This is a genomic window from Fructilactobacillus sp. X8R4C1 (assembly GCF_059900905.1).
This window is the reverse complement of the sequence record NZ_JBWXVJ010000002.1, coordinates 1-18,833: the sequence shown is the minus strand read 5'-3', so window position 1 is coordinate 18,833 and position 18,833 is coordinate 1. Positions and strand designations below refer to the sequence as shown.

The following is an 18,833-nucleotide window of genomic DNA, read 5'->3' as shown; positions in this document are numbered from 1 at the left end:
TTTTTATCGAATGTGTAAAAACTTCCTCACACTTTGCATCTTATTTCCTAAGACCTTATCAGCTACCCGACTTTTAAGTACCAAGAATAGGTACACAAATCCACCAGCTAACGTAGCCAAAATCGAAACAAACAAACTGATTAGTGAACTATTGTAATTGACTACCATCCCAAACAAGAAGTTAGCTCCATAAACTACAATTAAGGCCACAAAGTATGTGATCAAAGCAAACGCTAAAATTTTAACAGAATTAGATTTAATACTACTCATTTCCAATCCAAACTCATGTCTTAAGGAATGCACAATCAGATAGTTAGCAACTGTAAATCCAACTGCGGTTGCCATTAAGGCTCCAAAAGCTCCAAAGAAGTAAACTAAAGGAACTTGCGCAACTAACTTAATTACAATTCCAACCACAAAGTATTTAACTGCTCGTCTATTTTCAGAGATTCCTTGCATTAATGCGGTAACCACCGTAAACAAGCCTAGACTAATTGAAATGATAGCAGAAAACGTTAAAATGTCCGCTCCTAAATCCATATTGGCGGTTCCATAAAAGGTTCGGTTGATCGGACCAGCAATAGCTGCCATCCCTAAAGCTGCAGGAAGCATGACAAATTCAAATAAAATTAACGCATTACTAAGTTGCTTACTAATTGAATGAATGTCACCTTTGGTTCGGGCTTCAGAAAGCAACGGAACTACGGTAATTGCCAAGGCGGAAGCTAACGAAACCACAATCATAATCAATTTATTCGCATTAGCCGCAAAAATAGCATAAATATACTGTAAATTAGTATTAGTATAATTAGTTGCCCAACGCATAATACTAAAAAAGGAATATTGGTCAATTAATTGAAAAATGGTAATGCCAGAACCAAGAATAATAAACGGAACCGCTTGACTAATAATTTCTTTATAAAGATCGTTAGTCTTAACGTTAATAGCGTTATCACTTGAAGCAATAAGCCCCTGAAAATGATCACGTCGTCGCCAGTAATACCATCCTAGTGCTAAAAAACCAAAAATAGCACCGATGAAGGCGGCAAAAGTTGACTGGGTAACGGCGGTTACCCAACTTCCGTGGATCACGATCATAATGAAGAAGGCTGAAGCCAACATGTAAATGACACGCGCGAGTTGCTCAACAAATTGTGACATTGCTGACGGAGCCATCTGTTGGAAGCCTTGAAAATATCCACGAGTTAAACTCATCGCAGGAATAATTAGGACGGCCCATGCTAACGAACGAATCACCGGAACCGCATTTTTACCCCCACTACCAGCTAAGATTGGAGCAAAAAAATAGATTAAAAGTGCACAAACGACTCCGGTAATAACCGAAAGGGTAATTCCCTTCTTATAAAGTCGCGCACTTACCCCATACTCATTTAACGCATTATAATGGGCCACTTCTTTTGCAACCGCCGACGGAATCCCCGCAATGGCAATTGTCAAAAACTCACTATAAATGTTGTAACCCATGGTATACAACGTGTTGGCAAGCGGAAACAATGACGCTCCAAAAATCAATCGCCAAGGAATGATGTAAATGGCACCAAGAATTCGTGAGAGGATGCTTCCAATGGTCATCCAGGCTGATCCTTTAACCATCTTACCTTGTGATCTTTCACTATCTTCAATTTCTTCTTTTTCTAATTCATCTTGTTCGAAATCGTTGTTCACAAATTTCCCCTACTTTCACGTTACAAATATAAATTTTAACCATTTCGAAAAATAATTTCAAATTTATTCAAGCTTAATTTGCAACAATATTAACAATTTTCTTTGGAACGACGATTACCTTTCTAACAGTCTTTCCATCAAGGAATGATTTAACATTTTCATCATTTAAAGCAACTTTTTCAGACTCGTCCTTCCCAGCATCCACGCCAACTTTAATGTGACCTCTCACTTTTCCATTAACCTGAACCACCAGCTCAACTTGGTCTTCTTTTAACTTACTTTCGTCAGCTTCTGGCCATTTGGCAAGTTCAATGGAATGATCATGACCTAACTTTTGCCATAATTCTTCAGCAACATGTGGCGTAATTGGTGAAAGAAGTTTAATGAACCCTTCCGCGTACTTTTTAGGTAACCTTTGTGCTTTATATGCATCATTGATGAAAACCATCATTTGAGAAATGGCAACGTTAAAACGCATGTTTTCAAAGTCATCAGTCACCTTTTTAACGGTTTGGTTATAAATCTTATCAAGACTACCATCATTGTCATCAACGATCGCCTTACTTATCGTATTGTCATCATTCATATATAAGCGCCAAACTCGTTTAATCCAACGATTAGCACCAACAATTCCATCTGTATTCCACGGTTTAGATTCAGATAGTGGTCCCATAAACATCTCGTACAAGCGCAGCGTATCAGCACCGTACTGTTTAACAATATCATCGGGATTAACTACATTTCCCTTGGACTTTGACATTTTTTCATGATTAGTACCAAGAATCATACCTTGATTAACTAATTTTTGGAACGGTTCTTTTGTCGGCACTACTCCTAAATCATAGAGCACCTTATGCCAAAATCGCGCATACAACAAATGAAGAACAGCGTGTTCAGCACCACCGACGTACAAATCAATTGGAAGCCAGTACTTCAATTTTTCCGGATCAGCAATCATTTTATCATTATGAGGATCAACGTATCTCAAGTAGTACCATGAACTGCCGGCCCACTGTGGCATCGTATTAGTCTCACGTTTACCATGACGACCGTTCTTATCTGTCACGTTCACCCAGTCAGTAAGATTAGCTAATGGACTCTCACCGGTTCCAGACGGTTGAATGTCAGCCGCTTTAGGAAGCCGTAATGGTAACTGGTCTTCTGGAACTAAGGAAGTTGTGCCATCATCCCAGTGAATTACTGGAATGGGCTCACCCCAGTAACGTTGGCGACTAAAAATCCAATCACGTAATCGATAATTAACCTTTTTATTACCAGCATGATGATCCTTTAACCATTCGATAATTTTATCGATAGCTTGTTTTTTATTCAATCCATCAAGAAAACCGGAATTAATGTGAACCCCATCGCCCGTGTAAGGTGCATCATCAACATCACCACCCTCAATCACTGGAATGATAGGCAGATCAAACTTCTTAGCAAAATCAAAATCTCGTTGATCATGAGCGGGAACGGCCATGACTGCTCCGGTTCCATAACTTGGCAGAACATAATCACCAATCCAAATTGGAATTCTCTTTTGGTTCACAGGATTAATTGCGTAAGCTCCGGTAAATACTCCTGATTTATCTTTGTTTAAATCAGTTCTTTCAAGGTCTGATTTAGAGGCAATTTTAGCCCGGTAGTTTTCTACATCGGCCTTTTGTTCTGGTGTCATAATTTTATCTACAATCGGACTTTCTGGTGAAAGCACCAGGTAAGACACCCCATAAATAGTATCAGGACGAGTAGTAAAGACTTCGATCTTTTCATCTTCTTCATTTACATCAAATGAGATACTAGCCCCAACGGAACGGCCAATCCAATTTCGTTGCATTTGTTTAATGCTTTCAGGCCAGTCTAAATCGTCAAGATCATCTAACAAACGGTCAGCGTAGGCAGTGATTTTCAAAACCCACTGTTTCATAGGTTTTCTGTAAACGTCATAACCACCACGTTCAGTTTTTCCATTAACAACCTCTTCGTTTGAAACAACGGTTCCACCCATGAAATCAGGGGCCCAATTAACCTCAATCTCATCTTCATAGGCTAATCCCATTTTGTACAGCTGTTCAAAAATCCATTGAGTCCATTTATAGTAATTAGGATCCGAAGTATTGACTTCACGATCCCAATCATAGGAAAATCCAAGCGATTTAATCTGACGTCTAAAATTGTCAATGTTTTTCTTCGTAAAATCACGTGGGTTGTGACCGGTCTTTAACGCATATTGTTCTGCCGGCAGCCCAAAGGCATCCCATCCAATTGGATGAAGGACATTTTTACCCTGCATTCGCTTAAAGCGCGCCATGATATCAGTGGCAGTGTAACCTTCTGGATGACCGACATGAAGCCCCTGACCTGATGGATAAGGAAACATGTCTAGCACGTAATATTTATCTTTCTCTTGTTTATCACTGGTTTTAAAAGTTTGGTGATCATCCCAATACTTTTGCCATTTCTTTTCAATTTTTGAATGATCGTAAGCCATCAAATTCACTCCTTATTAGTTCGTTAAAAATCACCATAAAAAAAGCCTATAGAAAAACAATTCTATAGGACGAGGTTCCGCGGTACCACCTAAATTTCTCATAAGAGACCCTTGATTCCATAACGCGGAAAAACGTTTAGCTTTTAATTCGGCTAAAACTTCGATGATAAGTTCAATCATTCTATTTCCAAGTTTGCATCACCCACTTGGTTTCTGAAAAATAAAACAATCTAATACTTCACCTACATGATATATTATATGATTAAATAAACTCTACCAAATTTTATCCAAAAAAACAAGTTAATCACAAACAACTGATATAATAATTAGTGAGGTGTTTCAAATGAAACTACAATCAGCATTAAATTTTAGCCATACTCTACTAAAACAAATTGTTAAACCAGGTGAAACCGTAATCGATGGAACGGCCGGACTAGGCCACGATACCCTTTATTTAGCTCAACTCGTTGGTAAAAACGGCCATGTTTTTAGCTTTGATATTCAACCGAATGCCGTTTTAGCCACCAAACAACGCTTAACGAAATATGGTGAGCAAAAACAATGTCAAGTTATTCTTGATGGGCATGAAAACGTTAAGAAATACGTTCAGAACAGTCCAATTGTGGCCGCAATTTTCAACTTAGGATACCTTCCCACTGGTGACAAAAGAATCATAACAAAACCCAAAACCACCATTAAAGCTATTAGTGATATTCTTGAATGTTTAACTCCTAACGGAATCATCATTTTAGTACTGTACTATGGTCACGCTGGCGGCAAAGAGGAAAAGGAACAGGTTTTAAAATTTGCTAGTAGTCTCAATCAGCACAGGTACCACGTTTTAAAATATCAATTTATCAATCAAATCAATGATCCACCAATCCTAGTGGCAATTCAAAAACGAGCTAAGTAATGTTAGTTCGTTTTCTTTTGCGTGTTTTTATGGTCAAACCAGTTCACAACATACGATAAAATCACTAATAATAAAGCCAAAATAAAGATATGATGAATGGAACTGTAAAGAATCTCATGCAGTACGGGCAGAACTTTTTTGGATAAATTAACCGCCGTCTGGGGATTAATTAGTGTATTCATCATTTTTAAGTTAGTCCCTGGATGTTCACTAACCCCTTTTGCCATCGAGGTGTTCATCACAATTCCAAAAATAGAAATCATAATTGTTTGACCGAGGGTTCGGCTCAGAGTATTGAATGAAGAAGCTACTCCAACGTGTTCTGGTGAAACCTCGTTTTGAACCGTAACGGTGGAAGTAGTAATGGTAATTCCAAAGCCAGTTCCTAAAACGGCTGAAAGAACAAAGAAAACCCAAAATGGCGTAGTAATCGGAAGTAGGACCATACAAATTGCTCCTAGCAAAACAAACGCTAAACTAAAGTTCATAATCTGTTGTGGCCGGTACTTCAGAATCATTTTCCCTGAAATAAAAGAACCAACCAGCCATAGAACGGAACTGGGTGTGATCGCAAAGCCAGCCATGGTGGCTTTTAATCCTAAAATACCCTGGGTCCAATCCGGCAAATAAACCTCATATCCAAAAATAAAACCACTAATCAGAGCTGCAATTAAATTCTGGGTGACAAATGTTCGACTTTTAAACATCTGGATTGGAATTAGTGGATCAGTCGCTTTTTTCTCCTGTCGATAAAATAAGATTCCACTAATAACTGCTACCACCAAACATCCAGTCACCATTATCCAATTGATTGGAGCTTCACTTAAGACTTGAAACGTGTACATAACTGAAAACAAAAGAACCGCAATTAAGACGACACCAGGTAAATCCATCTTACTTTCAATCTTGCGTTTTGGTTCGTGCAAAAATAATGCAATCAAAATAATCGTCAGTATCCCAATCGGAACATTAATGAAGAAAACCCAATGCCAAGAAAGGTTGTCAACCAAAAATCCGCCTAGTAATGGTGCAACCACTGAGGCAATTCCCCACGCTGATCCATTCAAACCAACCACTTGAGCTCGTTTTTCAAAAGAATACATGTCAGCAATAATGGTAAAGGATACTGGCATAATTACTCCTGCACCGACTCCTTGAACTGCTCGCCATAAAATTAATGTTCCCATACTATTGGACATTCCTGACAACATGGAGCCAATAACAAAGACCACCAGACCAAATATAAAAACCGATTTACGACCTAATTGATCGGCTAACTTCCCATAAATTGGGGTGGCAATTGAATTTGTCAAAAGAAAAATTGAGAAAACCCAGTTCATCAACGACACCCCATGAAGATCACCGACAATCGTGGGCATTGCCGTCGAAACAATGGTTCCCTCAACTGCGCTCATAAATGTGGCAACAAATAATGCAATTGTCACAACTTTAACGTTTGTTTTACCCTTCATATTTCATCATCTTTCTATTTGATACAATAAAAAACGACCATTGAAGGTCGTCATTTAAATCCTATTTAAAATAATTTTGTAGCTCTTTTACCTTATCGGTATGCTCCCATGGAAGATCAACATCCGTTCTCCCAAAGTGACCATAAGCAGCCGTTTGTTTGTAAATTGGTCGCTTTAAATCAAGCATCTTAATAATTCCAGCTGGCCGCAAGTCGAATACTTTTCTAATGGCAGCGACTAACTTATCGTCTGAAACTTTTGAAGTTCCAAACGTATTAACTGAAATTGAAACTGGTTCAGCAACCCCAATGGCATATGCCAACTGAATTTCAATCTTTTTTGCAAGTCCAGCCGCAACAATGTTTTTAGCGATATACCGCGCTGCATAACTTGCGGAACGATCAACCTTAGTTGCATCTTTCCCAGAAAAAGCACCGCCACCATGATGAGCTGCCCCACCATATGTATCAACAATGATTTTTCTTCCAGTCAAGCCGGCATCGCCAACGGGTCCACCAACCACAAATTTTCCGGTTGGATTGATTAAATACTTAGTGTTCTCATCAAGATACTTAGACGGGATCGTCGTTTTGATAACCTTCTCGATAACATCTTTTCGAATCTGTTCTTGAGTAACATCAGGATCATGCTGAGTACTTAAAACCACGGTATCAACACGCTTAGGATCATCATTTTGATCGTATTCAACCGTTACTTCCGCTTTGGCATCCGGTCTAAGATAAGGAATAGAATCATTTTTACGAAGCTTAGAGAGTTTCTGCATTAAATGATGACTCAATGAGATTGGGAGTGGCATTAACTCAGGGGTCTCACTGTCTGCATAACCAAACATAATTCCCTGGTCCCCAGCACCAATCTTATCAAGAGGATCGACGTCTCCACCACGAGTCTCAACCGACTCATCAACTCCCTGCGCAATATCTGGTGACTGTTCATCAAGTGAAACTAACACAGCAACACTGTCTGCATCAAATCCGTATTTAGGATCATTATAACCAATTTCACGAATTGTATCTCTAACAACTTTTTGAATGTTAACATAGGCACTAGTTGAGATTTCACCAAACACCAATACAAGCCCTGTAGTAACTGAGGTTTCACAGGCAACTCGTGCATCTGGATCTTTTTTTAAAATTGCATCCAGGATTGCATCACTAATTTGATCGGCAACTTTATCCGGATGACCTTCTGAAACTGATTCAGAAGTAAATAAACGCTTTTCTGACATTCTTATTCCCCCTATTGTTTGTGGTTACAAGGCAACTTCACTCTTCGTGAATCCTATCGGGAATCTGCTCATAACTTTATAATAATAACATATTCGCAAGTAATTAAAAAGCACACAAAACCTCCATTGAACAAATTTACATAATTGATTAACATGGATTTATTAATACAAAAAGGATAATATTATGAAAACTTTTATTGAAAAAAATCAAACCACCTTACATGCCCTAATTCTTACGGTATTCATCATCTTGAATACACTAATATGGCTCTTTGCTTCGCAAGTAGACTTACTATCAGTACAATGGAATACCAGACTGGTGGTGCTAATCCTATCAGAGTTTCTTTGGTCGGCTTCCCTTCTACTTTTCATCATTCGTTATGATCCGAGGATCAATTTATTTCTCAACGTCATCCCAGTGTTATTAGCGATTGTCTCCTTGTTTCCCATCTTATTAATCATCCTGTTTGTCATCCTTGGAATCACCAACATCATTGTAATGATGCCCAAATTTAAACTCGAAAATTACTATGGACTGGTTTGCTTTTCCTTTTTAAATTCAATTGCTCCGGTCATTTCTTTTTGTTATCTCGATAACCAATACCTAGAATCAAGTGTCCTCGTAAACGTTGGAATTCTATTTTGCTTATACTGTTTGTTCTTTGTTCCGTTCTTTAATCACCGACTTGAAACTAAATTAAACTTTATCTTCATTTTAATCTTTGCAGCGCTTCTGCTAGCAAATTTTCCCTTATTAAAATGTGCAATTTTAATTACTTTAGTATTAATCTCATACGGAATTCAAATCTTCAGCGAAAAAGAAACCCCAGAAAATTGTTTACTTTCATTTATAATTATTGGATTAGCAACTTTCATATAAAAATGAGGACTTCAAAATATGAAGTCCTCATTTTTATTTACTGTAAAGAAATTGCATCTAAAAATTCTTTGATTCTTGGCGAAGGGTTATTAAAAAATTCGTCCTTTGATCCATCAAAAATCTTCTCCCCATTTTCGATGAATAACATTTTATCAGCAGATAATTTAGCAAACTCAATGTTGTGAGTAATCATAATCATTGACTGTCCCTGATCGGCTAACTCTTCCAGCATTTCTAAAACTTGCGTCTCTAACTCCGGATCAAGTGCACTGGTAGGTTCATCTAATAAAATGTACTTAGGCTTGACTGCCAATGCCCGACAGATTGAGATTCGTTGTTGCATTCCTCCAGATAATTCATCGGGATAGAAATTAGCATATTTTTCAAGACCAACCCGTTTCAATAATTTTTCTGCCTGAGCAACCGCATCTTTTTTCGAAATCTTATGAACATGGATTGGTGCAGCTGTGATGTTATCAATCACCCGTAAATTAGGAAAAAGATTCCAATTTTGAAAGACCATGCTAGTCTGTGCTCGTAATTCCTTACTTTGTTTACTGGTAATCTTATCCGCGTAGTTTAACGAAAAATTAGGAAAACTAATTACGCCTGAATCTGGATGAACCAATAAGTCCAGTGAACGTAGCAACGTTGACTTTCCAGAACCAGAAGGGCCAACAATTACGGTCGTTTTTCCCTCAGGAAATTCCGTACTAATTTTATTCAGAACGGTTTTTCCATCGTACTTTTTTACAATGTCTTCAATCTTAATCATTAGCCTTCATCCCCCTTTAAGTATCTTGAAGAACGCTTTTCGAGATAGTGTTGAAGGATCGTTAAAATACTACACAAAATAGCGTAAAGAGCAGCTACTTCTGTGTACATAAGTAGTGGCTGATAGTTGTGCGCCGCAATTTGTTGACTAACCTGAAACATCTCTGTGATGGTAATCGTACTTGCAAGAGAGGTATCCTTAACTAATCCAATAAATTCATTAGATAGTGGAGGAAGTACGATTCGTGCTGCTTGTGGTAAAACAATGTACCACAGGGTTTGAGTGGTGCTAAAACCCAGAGTATACGCAGCATCCCATTGATCTTGGGGAACAGACATCAGAGCTGACCGAATGGTTTCCGAAGCATAAGCACCAGTATTTAACGAAAACCCAATTATTGCTGCCGTAAAGGCCGGAATTTCAAAATTAAAACCGGGAATGAAATTTTGCAGATTCGGTAAACCAAAATAAATAATGAACAACTGAACCAACAATGGAGTGGAACGAAAAGCCCACACGTATACGTCTGCAATGGCTCTAAAAATGCCCCACATAACTCTAACAAATGCATTCCCATGTGGTTTTAAAAACTTTATCAGTGCGGTAACAATCGCAAGAATTAAACCAAAAAAGAATGAAATAATTGTTAGTGGAATGGTGTATTTAATCATTGCCTCTAAGAGACTCGGTAATGATGAAATGATAATGTCCCACATAATTCTTTAAGCTCCTAACTAATATTATTTATCGGTAATATTCTCTCCGAAGTACTTCATTGATAATCGTTTCAAGGTACCATCTTTTCGAAGTTCATTAATTGCTTTGTCCATCTGTTTATTTAACTTAGCAGACTTCTTGTTCATCATTGGAGCAATTTGACTTTGTGGAATAACATTAGTTGGAACTAGTTTAGCTTGAAGGTCAGTATTCTTATGGCTTGCATACCAACTTTGCCATGCTGGCTGAGCATTTAAGGCACCAACAACACGACCTTGATCAATCATTTGCATTGAAGTATTAAAATCTGGTGAAGTAACTGGTTTAGCATGCAGCTTTTCGGCGTTATTCCAGTTATCAGTACCAGTACCTTCAGCGACCTTCTTACCCTTAAAGTCTTGAGCATTTTTAATTGGTGAATCTTTCTTAGTAATCATGATTGCCTTTGAATAAATGTATGGAGTGGCAAACCGATACTGCTTTTTTCTAGCTGGATTAATTGCCATATTGTTAAAAATAACATCGTAAGAATTAGAATTGAGTCCCTGAATTAATGAATCCCATCCAGTTAACTTGTATTGAACCTTCATCCCCATCTTTTTAGCAACATCATTAGCCAAATCAACTTCAAAGCCGGTTAACTTACCGTTCTTATCCTTGTAAGAATACGGAGCATAAGTTCCTTCCATACCAACCGTCAAAGTCCCAGGCTTTTTAGTCTCGGATTGTTTCCCACATGCGGTAACGGTAAGAGCCAACGCGGCCACTCCTGTTAGTAAAAGTAAAGGCCATCTTTTCTTCATAATTAAAATCCCCATTCATTAAAATATATTGTGCAAAATTAACTAACTCGCTATGTTTATTTTACTCTAAAAATTTAAACAGACAAGTAACTTTTTCATGATGATACCTCCTAAATAATCACAAAAGAACACAAAAAAGAGGACTGGATCCACCAGTCCTCTCATAATTATAATAAATTAATATCATTTATAGAGAAACCTTTGAGTGCATACCAAAAGTGTTGTCAGATTTTGTCAAATCTTTTTTACAACAACATGGTTTACACATAATTAGTTTCTCCCTTCGTGTTCTTTAACATAAAATCATAATATTACTATTTCTTTACTGGGTCAATAGATTGATCTTCAAGATCTGGATCATCATGTTCGTCTTTTGGTAGGAGAAGATTCAAAACGATTCCAATCACAGTTGCTAAAGCCACTCCAGTAAACTGGAAACTTCCAATTTGAATATATGCATTACCAATTCCAATTACCAAGATAACCGACGCAATCATTAAATTGCGTTTCTTATCCATGTCCAATTTATTGTCAATCATCACTTTGACACCATTAGCAGCAATTGTCCCAAATAGGAGAAAACTAATTCCACCAATAACTGGGAGCGGCATTTGCATGATTAAAACATTTAACTTATTCACGAACGCAAAGATCATGGCAAAAATCGCTGCTCCGATTATGACCCAAACACTGTAAACTTTGGTAATTGCCATGACTCCAATATTTTCGCCATAACTAGTTACCGCTGGTCCACCAAGAATTCCAGCTGCAAGCGATGCGGCTCCATCCCCAGCAAGCGTTCGATTTAAACCTGGATTCTTAAAGAAATTCTTGTGAGTCATTTCGCCGAGTACCATCAAATGACCCATGTGTTCGGTCATCGTAACAAAAGCGATTGGAGCCATAATCAAGATGGCATTCCAGTCAAACTTGAAGCCTCGCTCGGTACCAATGATATGAAACGGAGGCATTTTAAACCATGGAGCAGTGGCAATTGCGTGAATATCAACTAATCCACACGCCATTGAAATTAAATACCCACAGACAATTGCCAATAAAATCGGAATTAATCCCAAGAATCCCTTTAATTTAACGTTGAAAAAAATTGCTAAAAACAGGGTGGCCATCGCGATGCTAAAGAAAACCAAACTATATTTTCCATGATCCATCATTGCATTTTGGGCAGCACTCCCTGCAAGTGATAGTCCAATCACCATTACGATCGGCCCCACTACCACTGGTGGTAGGATCTTATCAATCCAATCAGATCCAATAAATGAAATGATCGTGGCAACCACCACATAAACTAAACCAACGGCAACTACTCCTTGTGAAACTCCTGAAATTCCGGTCGTTTTCATTAACGCCATCATGGGAGTCACAAAGGCAAAACTCGAACCCATATATGCCGGAATTTTCCCCTTAGTAATTAGAACATGGAGTAAGGTCCCAATTCCCGATGCAAAGAGCGCAATACTTGGGCTTAAACCTACCAACAATGGAACAATTACTGTACTACCAAACATTGAAAACATGTGTTGTAAGGAAAGTCCGACCCACTTTAACGGTGATGGACGATCATGAATTCCTAATACATAGTCCTTTTTCTGAGACATTTATACTGACTCCCCTTCTTTAATAAAAAAACTGCTGTCCAAGTGGACAACAGTCTTCGATTAAATAAAGTTTCACAGTATCACTTTAAAATTCGAAATCTTGCTGCCTCACTGGACACACTTAAAGATTTATTTAGTTAAAATGATATATTTTATATGATTGTTTGTCAATAAAATTTCCAACCGAAAAATTTTATAATTGGTAGATCCCTTTTATTTTATTTAGAAACTAATCACTCTCTAACCCGACGTTTAAAACGCACGCACCTTTCAAATCACCTTTTGCGACCCTTTTCAATGCTTCATCCGCCTTTGAAAGTGGAAACTCAGTAACGTCAGGTTCGATGTGTAGCCGATCAGCTAAGGTCAAAAACTCTTCGCCATCACTTCTCGTATTACTTTCAACGCTCGTTAAGTTCTTTTCGTGAAAAATATGATCTTCGTAACTCATCTGAGGAATATCAGTCATATGAATTCCGGCTAATGCTAAAGTCCCTCCAGAAGCTAAACTTTTCAACGCGTTAGGAACAGCCTCACCGACTGGTGCAAAAATAATCGATGAATCTAGAGGAACGGGCGACATATCATATGTGTTATTTACTGATTTTGCCCCAAGTGACAAGGCAAATTGTTTGGCATCTTCACCTCGTGTAAAGACGTGAACGTCAATTCCCTGATCAATCGCCAATTGCGCGGTGATGTGAGCAGACCCACCAAAGCCATAAATTCCAAGGGTACCACCAGCTGGAATGTTAGCACGTTCAAAAGCCCGATACCCAATGATTCCAGCACAAAGCAGTGGGGCTGCTTGAAGCGAATTAAACCGTTCTGGAATTCGATAAGCAAATCCCTCTGGAACGGTTGTATACTCCTCATAGCCACCATCATGATCCCATCCCGTATATTTAGAATATGGACATAGATTTTCTCTGCCAGAACGACAATACTTACATACACCACATGTTTTCCGTAACCATGGGATTCCGATTCGATCACCAATTTTAAATCGACGAGTATGAGGACCATTTTTAACTACTTTACCAATAATTTCATGTCCAGGAGTTAGATCTTTTTTATGGACTGGTAAATCACCCTCGGTAACGTGTAAATCCGTGTGACAAACTCCACACGTTAATACCTTAACCAAGACTTCACCATCACCAGGTGCTGGAACGTCTTTTCTAACATATTTTAAGGGAGATTTCCTTCCGTTAATCGGTCCAGGTTTAACAATTTCCCAAGCATTCATAGTTTTAGGGATCTCGGTATTAGCTTCTTCTACCATTATAATTGCCTCCTCAATGTAATCTTTACGTTCATCATATCACAAAGAAAATGAAAGTGAAGTCCACTGACTAAAACCTAATCAAAATGAGTTTGAACTTCTTCTGGTTGTTTTTTAACCAAAACTTTCCCGTTTCTAATCGAGTATAAAAGCGTTCTTCTTTCGTTAATTTCATTATAAAAATTATCTGTATCAAAGATTAAGAAACTAGCGGGTTTCCCCTTCTCAATTCCATAATGATCACTAACATGTAAAGTTTTAGCAGCGTTGGTAGTAACCAATTTATATGAATCCATAATTTGATGGTACCCCATCAATTGACTCGCTAAAATACCAACGTAAAGCGCATCCAACATGTTACCGTTCCCCATTGGATACCACGGATCTTTTACATCGTCCTCTCCAAACGAGACGTTGATTCCATGCTTTAAAAGTTCCTTGACTCTCGTTAGACCCCGTCGTTTAGGGTAAGTATCAAATCGACCACCCAAATGCATATTAACTAGTGGATTGGCTACCATGTTAATCTTTGACATCTTAAGAATTCTCATCAACTTATCGGCATATGCATCGTTATACGATCCAAGAGCCGTTGTATGACTTGCAGTCACCCGATCACTTAGTCCTGATTCATACGCCAAAGTAGCTAGAACTTCCAAATTTCTGGAATTGGGATCATCAATTTCATCGCAGTGAACGTCAACAAGTTTGCCATATTTTTCAGCTAAGTTCATCAAAAACGTTAGTGAATCACGCCCATAATATTGATTAAATTCGTAGTGGGGAATTCCACCCACGGCGTCAACTCCCATTTTGACAGCTTCTGTTAGTAAATCTTTGCCATGTGGAAATGATAGAATCCCCTCCTGTGGAAAAGCAACTAATTGGAGATCGATAAAACTAGATACCCGTTCTCTTGCCTCAAGAAGTGCTTTAAGAGCGGTAAGATTGGGATCAGTAGTATCAACGTGACTTCTAACGAACTGAATTCCATGTTCAGCCTGATTCTTGAGCGTTTTAATGGCGCGCTCCTTAACGTCTTTTTCAGATAAGCTTTGTTTTCGCTCAGACCAAATTGAAATACCCTCAAATAGGGTTCCACTTTCATTAAACCGGGGTTCACCAGCTGTCAGAGTCGAATCTAAATGGACATGTGAATCAATAAATGGTGGAATAATTAATTTACCATTCGCGTCAATCACCTCTTCTTTAAGATCATCAATGTGATCACCAATCTCTTTAATCTTTCCATCTTTAACTAAAATGTCTTGTTTTTTTGTCGAATTCTCAATATATCCCTGTTTAATAATCATTTTATTTGTCCCGTCTTTCTAACGCCCGACCGATAACGTAGTAGAGAACAGCAATAATTGCCATTACAATAAAAGTTGCTCCAATGGTATTTTTAACAATTGCAACATTTTTCAACATTAAGTATAACAAAATTCCTAAAATCCAAAGTGAAAACGCAAACCAATTCACTCCATGGCTATACCAAAACTCTCCTTTCGGATCTCCAAATGATTCCAAACGGTAGTCACGATCATTAAGAAGAAAGTAATCTACTAGCATGATGGAGATGATTGGGCCTAAAAACATCCCAATATAATCAAGGAAGGCCGTAAAAGCAGAAAGAAAGCTTCCACTTAAAAGTGGGGTAAAGGTTAAAATCATCGCCACCACGGTGACAATCAACAACGACTGTTTTAATGTCAATTTATGATACATATTCGTTAATGCTGATCCAGCCGCCTGTAAATTAACAGCATTAGCAGTCATACTGGTTAAGACAATCACAATCATTGCAATCATTCCTAGACCCAATTTATTGGCCACTGTACTTGGATCAGAATTATTGGGATCATAGACTCCAGACGTAATGGCAATACTGATGGTAGTGCATAATCCGATGGATGCAAAACTGACTGCCCCTAGTAAAGCTCCCAAAAATGGTGCACTTGTTGAAACACGCTTTTTATTAGTAAATCTAGTAAAATCAGCTCCACTGGTAACCCATGCCAAGTTAAACGCAGCCAGACTATCAATTGCTGCTCCAAACGGCATCCGATCCCTTTTGGGAACCATATAATGAGCAAGTTGGGTAAACGAAACATCTCTAAACACTACCAAGACTTCCCATATTACAAAGACTATAACTAGAATAATTCCAACTCTTTCAATAATTCTAATGGATCGTTGCCCTGATATAACACTAAGAATATGTAAAATACTCATAACCAGAATTCCAACAACTAAACCGAACGTACCACCAGACTTCCCAAAGATTGGCCATCCAAAGAATGAATTAAAAATATAGGATAATGAAGTTGCCGCAATAAAAGTATTAACCGCGGTCCAACCCATAAACATCACTAAATTGACAACCGATGGGATCATGCTTCCCCTGATTCCAAATGTCGCCCGACTCAAAGTTGTCGTCGATAAACCCGTTTTATACCCCTCATATCCAATTAAACTTAGAAACAGATATGAAATAATTGAGGCAATCACCAAAGCACTAAAACCGCCCCATAAACCACAAGCGGCAATAATACCCCCAATAAACCAAGTTCCATTATTAGCGTTTGCTCCAAACCAGTTAGCAAACATATCCCAATAGCTCATGTTGCGTTCGTTCTTTGGAATGGGATGAATTTCGTACTTATTTTCGTTTTCCATTTTTTCCTCCCTTGAATTAAAATGATAACCAAAATTCACATTGAACCAATTATAGTAATTCTTAAAGTGATTTAAAAGCTAAATTTAGCTATGAAAATGATGATTGGATTATAAAAAAGAAGAGTGTATCATAAGTACTAGTTCAATTAAGGGGTTGATCAATATGCTTGGGAGACGTGAAGCAAGACTTAAGCGTGAAAAGTTACGATTAAAAAAACAAAAGTTAAAGCTTAAGAAACAAAAATTAAAATTGAGAAAGTTAAAAATAAAACTTCGAAATAAACGAAAATAGGGATCACCAAATGGTGATCCCTATTTCATCTTAATGCATCAATTATCATAATTAGCTTAGCCATCAAAAAACAGGTCTAAGTCCGGGCAGTTAATAAATTAACAACAATGAAGGATCAACAGAACCTTAATGTACCCGGACTCATCCCTGCATTATTAGTATATGTCACATCAGTGTTACTTAGCAAGAAGAAAGCTTAATTACCTGACCTCTCCCTCAATCTTTGCCGCGTGTACGGTGGAATAAGGAACGTCAACTATTTTGACAAAACTACTTTATCATCAATAATTATGTGTCAGCAACTAAAGATTAAGTTGATGATTTTTTTATTTATGCTACTTTGATATACTAAATAGGTAGTGTTTCGGGTGTCACTAAATAATAAATAATCAGTATGATTATAAAATACGTCCAAAATCGATTGACGTTAAAAGCTAATATAAGGAGTTTGTTATGGCAAAGGAAAAACAAAAAAAGAAATGGTATAAACGATTCTGGGTTTGGATCATAATTGCAATCATCATACTTGTAGTAATCTTCGTTGTTGGAAGTAACAGTGATAAAAAGAAAAGTAGTTCTGCAACATCGGACAGTCAAACATCCCAAAAAGTAAAACTAGAGAGTTCGTCTAAAACGGCGTCGGCAATTTCAACAACTGATAGCGCAAACACTGAGAGCAATAATGCATACAATACCGCTAAAAGCTATATGGAATCTGTTCCAATGTCTAAGAAGCGTTTATATACTCAATTAACATCACAATCTGGAAATAAATTTAAACCAGAAGCGGCTCAATCGGCCGTTAATAAATTCAGTGATAAAGATTATCAAGAAAACGCGGTTAAATCAGCAAAAAACTATTCGAAAGAACAACATTTATCAGCTCAACAAGTTTACGATCAGCTAACCTCTGAAGCTGAGGGATACACCCCTGAACAAGCTAAGTATGCCATTAATAAAAACAACTTAGGTCAAATTAACCAATAAAACATAATAAGATAAAAAGTCATTTTACGATGGCTTTTTATTTTGGCCATTTTATTTCTAACACGTATTTAAAGGGTGTGACCCACTTAAAAATTAAATAAACTATACACAGTAAGATCAAAGTATAAAAAAAGAACGTTGTCATAACAACGTTCTTGATTTGCTAAGATAAGCTATATAACTATGTTATACCGGAGGTGGGGTTCGAACCCACACGATCGCAATGATCACTGGATTTTGAGTCCAGCGCGTCTGCCAGTTCCGCCACTCCGGCATGCTAATGATTGCTAAAGCAGTAAAACAAAGGCGGTAACCGGATTTGAACCGGTGATGAAGGTTTTGCAGACCTCTGCCTTACCACTTGGCTATACCGCCATAAAGGCACTAAGCCTTAACAACTGCCCTTCCCTACTGGAACCAAGCAATCAAAAGGGCGGTAGGTGGGAATCGAACCCACGCGTGTCGGTACCACAAACCGATGTGTTAACCACTTCACCACTACCGCCATAACATCATAAACAGGGATAGTAGGAATTGAACCCACATCAACGGTTTTGGAGACCGGTATACTACCGTTGTACGATATCCCTATAAATAAAATGGAAGGAAGTGGATTTGAACCACCGAACCCGAAGGAGCGGATTTACGGTCCGCCGCGTTTAGCCAGACTTCGCTATCCTTCCATATAATGGCGCGGGACAGAATCGAACTGCCGACACACGGAGCTTCAATCCGTTGCTCTACCAACTGAGCTACCGAGCCATTGTCTTTTATGACATTTATAATAATAAAACTATTTAATTAATGTTGCAAGGGTTACCCACAACAAACGGTCCGTACGAGACTCGAACTCGTGATCTCCTGCGTGACAGGCAGGCGTCCTGAACCAACTAGACCAACGGACCATACGTTATGGAGGATACAGGGATCGAACCTGTGACCTCCTGCTTGTAAGGCAGATGCTCTCCCAGCTGAGCTAATCCTCCAA

At 38.2% G+C, this 18,833-nt stretch carries 14 protein-coding genes, 8 tRNA genes, 1 riboswitch and 1 other annotated feature; of the genes, 3 read left to right on the top strand and 19 right to left on the bottom strand.

Translation table 11 applies throughout. The features are described from left to right. Window positions 1-3: 3 nt before the first annotated feature. The gene (locus AC6UDA_RS03030; RefSeq protein WP_500693626.1) at window positions 4-1,686 is read right to left on the bottom strand and encodes a putative polysaccharide biosynthesis protein; all 1,683 of its coding nucleotides are present in this window, start codon (window positions 1,684-1,686) and stop codon (window positions 4-6) included. A gap of 73 nt (window positions 1,687-1,759) precedes the next feature. Next, window positions 1,760-4,177: a leucine--tRNA ligase gene (leuS, locus tag AC6UDA_RS03025; protein ID WP_500710887.1), complete on the bottom strand. Its 2,418-nt coding sequence runs from the start codon at window positions 4,175-4,177 to the stop codon at window positions 1,760-1,762. 62 nt (window positions 4,178-4,239) lie between these two features. Continuing rightward, window positions 4,240-4,433 (bottom strand) — a binding site (T-box leader). 87 nt (window positions 4,434-4,520) lie between these two features. Between leuS and mnmM the strand changes: the two genes are divergently transcribed. Continuing rightward, on the top strand, window positions 4,521-5,090 hold the full coding sequence (gene mnmM, locus AC6UDA_RS03020; RefSeq protein WP_500693624.1) for a tRNA 5-(aminomethyl)-2-thiouridylate-methyltransferase MnmM: 570 nt from the start codon (window positions 4,521-4,523) through the stop codon (window positions 5,088-5,090). Between the two features lie 2 nt (window positions 5,091-5,092). Here the strand turns inward: mnmM and AC6UDA_RS03015 are convergent, their stop codons facing one another. Together AC6UDA_RS03015 and metK are read right to left on the bottom strand one after the other, a co-directional pair. Next, entirely contained in the window at window positions 5,093-6,562 is a 1,470-nt protein-coding gene (locus AC6UDA_RS03015) for an MDR family MFS transporter (protein WP_500710885.1), read from the bottom strand. A gap of 61 nt (window positions 6,563-6,623) precedes the next feature. After that, entirely contained in the window at window positions 6,624-7,811 is a 1,188-nt protein-coding gene (gene metK, locus AC6UDA_RS03010) for a methionine adenosyltransferase (RefSeq protein ID WP_500695744.1), read from the bottom strand. Continuing rightward, window positions 7,809-7,890: riboswitch (SMK box riboswitch) on the bottom strand. Its footprint overlaps the gene before it by 3 nt. 105 nt (window positions 7,891-7,995) lie before the next feature. Here metK and AC6UDA_RS03005 point away from each other — a divergent pair. After that, window positions 7,996-8,691, top strand: coding sequence for a hypothetical protein (locus AC6UDA_RS03005; RefSeq protein ID WP_500693621.1), 696 nt, complete (start codon window positions 7,996-7,998; stop codon window positions 8,689-8,691). A gap of 37 nt (window positions 8,692-8,728) precedes the next feature. Here the strand turns inward: AC6UDA_RS03005 and AC6UDA_RS03000 are convergent, their stop codons facing one another. The 7 genes from AC6UDA_RS03000 to AC6UDA_RS02970 all read right to left on the bottom strand — a co-directional run bounded on the left by AC6UDA_RS03000 (window position 8,729) and on the right by AC6UDA_RS02970 (window position 16,566). Next, complete coding sequence (locus AC6UDA_RS03000; RefSeq protein WP_500693620.1) at window positions 8,729-9,466, bottom strand: amino acid ABC transporter ATP-binding protein; 738 nt, start codon at window positions 9,464-9,466, stop codon at window positions 8,729-8,731. Beyond that, complete coding sequence (locus AC6UDA_RS02995) at window positions 9,466-10,182, bottom strand: amino acid ABC transporter permease (RefSeq protein ID WP_500693619.1); 717 nt, start codon at window positions 10,180-10,182, stop codon at window positions 9,466-9,468. The genes AC6UDA_RS03000 and AC6UDA_RS02995 overlap by 1 nt, the downstream gene beginning before the upstream one ends. A 24-nt stretch (window positions 10,183-10,206) precedes the next feature. Then, a complete protein-coding gene (locus AC6UDA_RS02990) occupies window positions 10,207-10,986 on the bottom strand; it encodes a transporter substrate-binding domain-containing protein (protein WP_500693618.1) in 780 nt (259 codons plus the stop codon). Window positions 10,987-11,300: 314 nt separating this feature from the next. Then, entirely contained in the window at window positions 11,301-12,602 is a 1,302-nt protein-coding gene (locus tag AC6UDA_RS02985; protein WP_500693617.1) for a uracil-xanthine permease family protein, read from the bottom strand. A 229-nt stretch (window positions 12,603-12,831) separates the two neighbouring features. Further along, on the bottom strand, window positions 12,832-13,887 hold the full coding sequence (locus tag AC6UDA_RS02980) for a zinc-dependent alcohol dehydrogenase family protein (protein ID WP_500693616.1): 1,056 nt from the start codon (window positions 13,885-13,887) through the stop codon (window positions 12,832-12,834). A 77-nt stretch (window positions 13,888-13,964) separates the two neighbouring features. Then, the gene (gene codA / locus AC6UDA_RS02975; protein ID WP_500710883.1) at window positions 13,965-15,200 is read right to left on the bottom strand and encodes a cytosine deaminase; all 1,236 of its coding nucleotides are present in this window, start codon (window positions 15,198-15,200) and stop codon (window positions 13,965-13,967) included. A 1-nt stretch (window position 15,201) separates the two neighbouring features. Next, window positions 15,202-16,566: a purine-cytosine permease family protein gene (locus tag AC6UDA_RS02970; protein WP_500710881.1), complete on the bottom strand. Its 1,365-nt coding sequence runs from the start codon at window positions 16,564-16,566 to the stop codon at window positions 15,202-15,204. A 745-nt stretch (window positions 16,567-17,311) separates the two neighbouring features. On the opposite strand from AC6UDA_RS02970, the gene AC6UDA_RS02965 reads away from it, so the two are divergent. Then, window positions 17,312-17,845, top strand: coding sequence for an Ltp family lipoprotein (locus AC6UDA_RS02965; protein ID WP_500695751.1), 534 nt, complete (start codon window positions 17,312-17,314; stop codon window positions 17,843-17,845). Window positions 17,846-18,034: 189 nt separating this feature from the next. Here the strand turns inward: AC6UDA_RS02965 and AC6UDA_RS02960 are convergent. The 8 genes from AC6UDA_RS02960 to AC6UDA_RS02925 all read right to left on the bottom strand — a co-directional run bounded on the left by AC6UDA_RS02960 (window position 18,035) and on the right by AC6UDA_RS02925 (window position 18,831). Continuing rightward, window positions 18,035-18,119, bottom strand: a tRNA-Leu gene (locus AC6UDA_RS02960). A 30-nt stretch (window positions 18,120-18,149) separates the two neighbouring features. Next, window positions 18,150-18,220 (bottom strand) — tRNA-Cys (locus tag AC6UDA_RS02955). Window positions 18,221-18,277: 57 nt separating this feature from the next. Continuing rightward, window positions 18,278-18,350, bottom strand: a tRNA-His gene (locus tag AC6UDA_RS02950). A 14-nt stretch (window positions 18,351-18,364) separates the two neighbouring features. Continuing rightward, a tRNA-Trp gene (locus AC6UDA_RS02945) sits at window positions 18,365-18,435 on the bottom strand. Window positions 18,436-18,445: 10 nt separating this feature from the next. Beyond that, window positions 18,446-18,528 (bottom strand) — tRNA-Tyr (locus tag AC6UDA_RS02940). A gap of 6 nt (window positions 18,529-18,534) precedes the next feature. Beyond that, a tRNA-Phe gene (locus AC6UDA_RS02935) sits at window positions 18,535-18,607 on the bottom strand. Window positions 18,608-18,675: 68 nt separating this feature from the next. Further along, a tRNA-Asp gene (locus AC6UDA_RS02930) sits at window positions 18,676-18,750 on the bottom strand. An 8-nt stretch (window positions 18,751-18,758) separates the two neighbouring features. Beyond that, window positions 18,759-18,831: transfer RNA gene (locus AC6UDA_RS02925), tRNA-Val, on the bottom strand. Window positions 18,832-18,833: the final 2 nt, after the last annotated feature.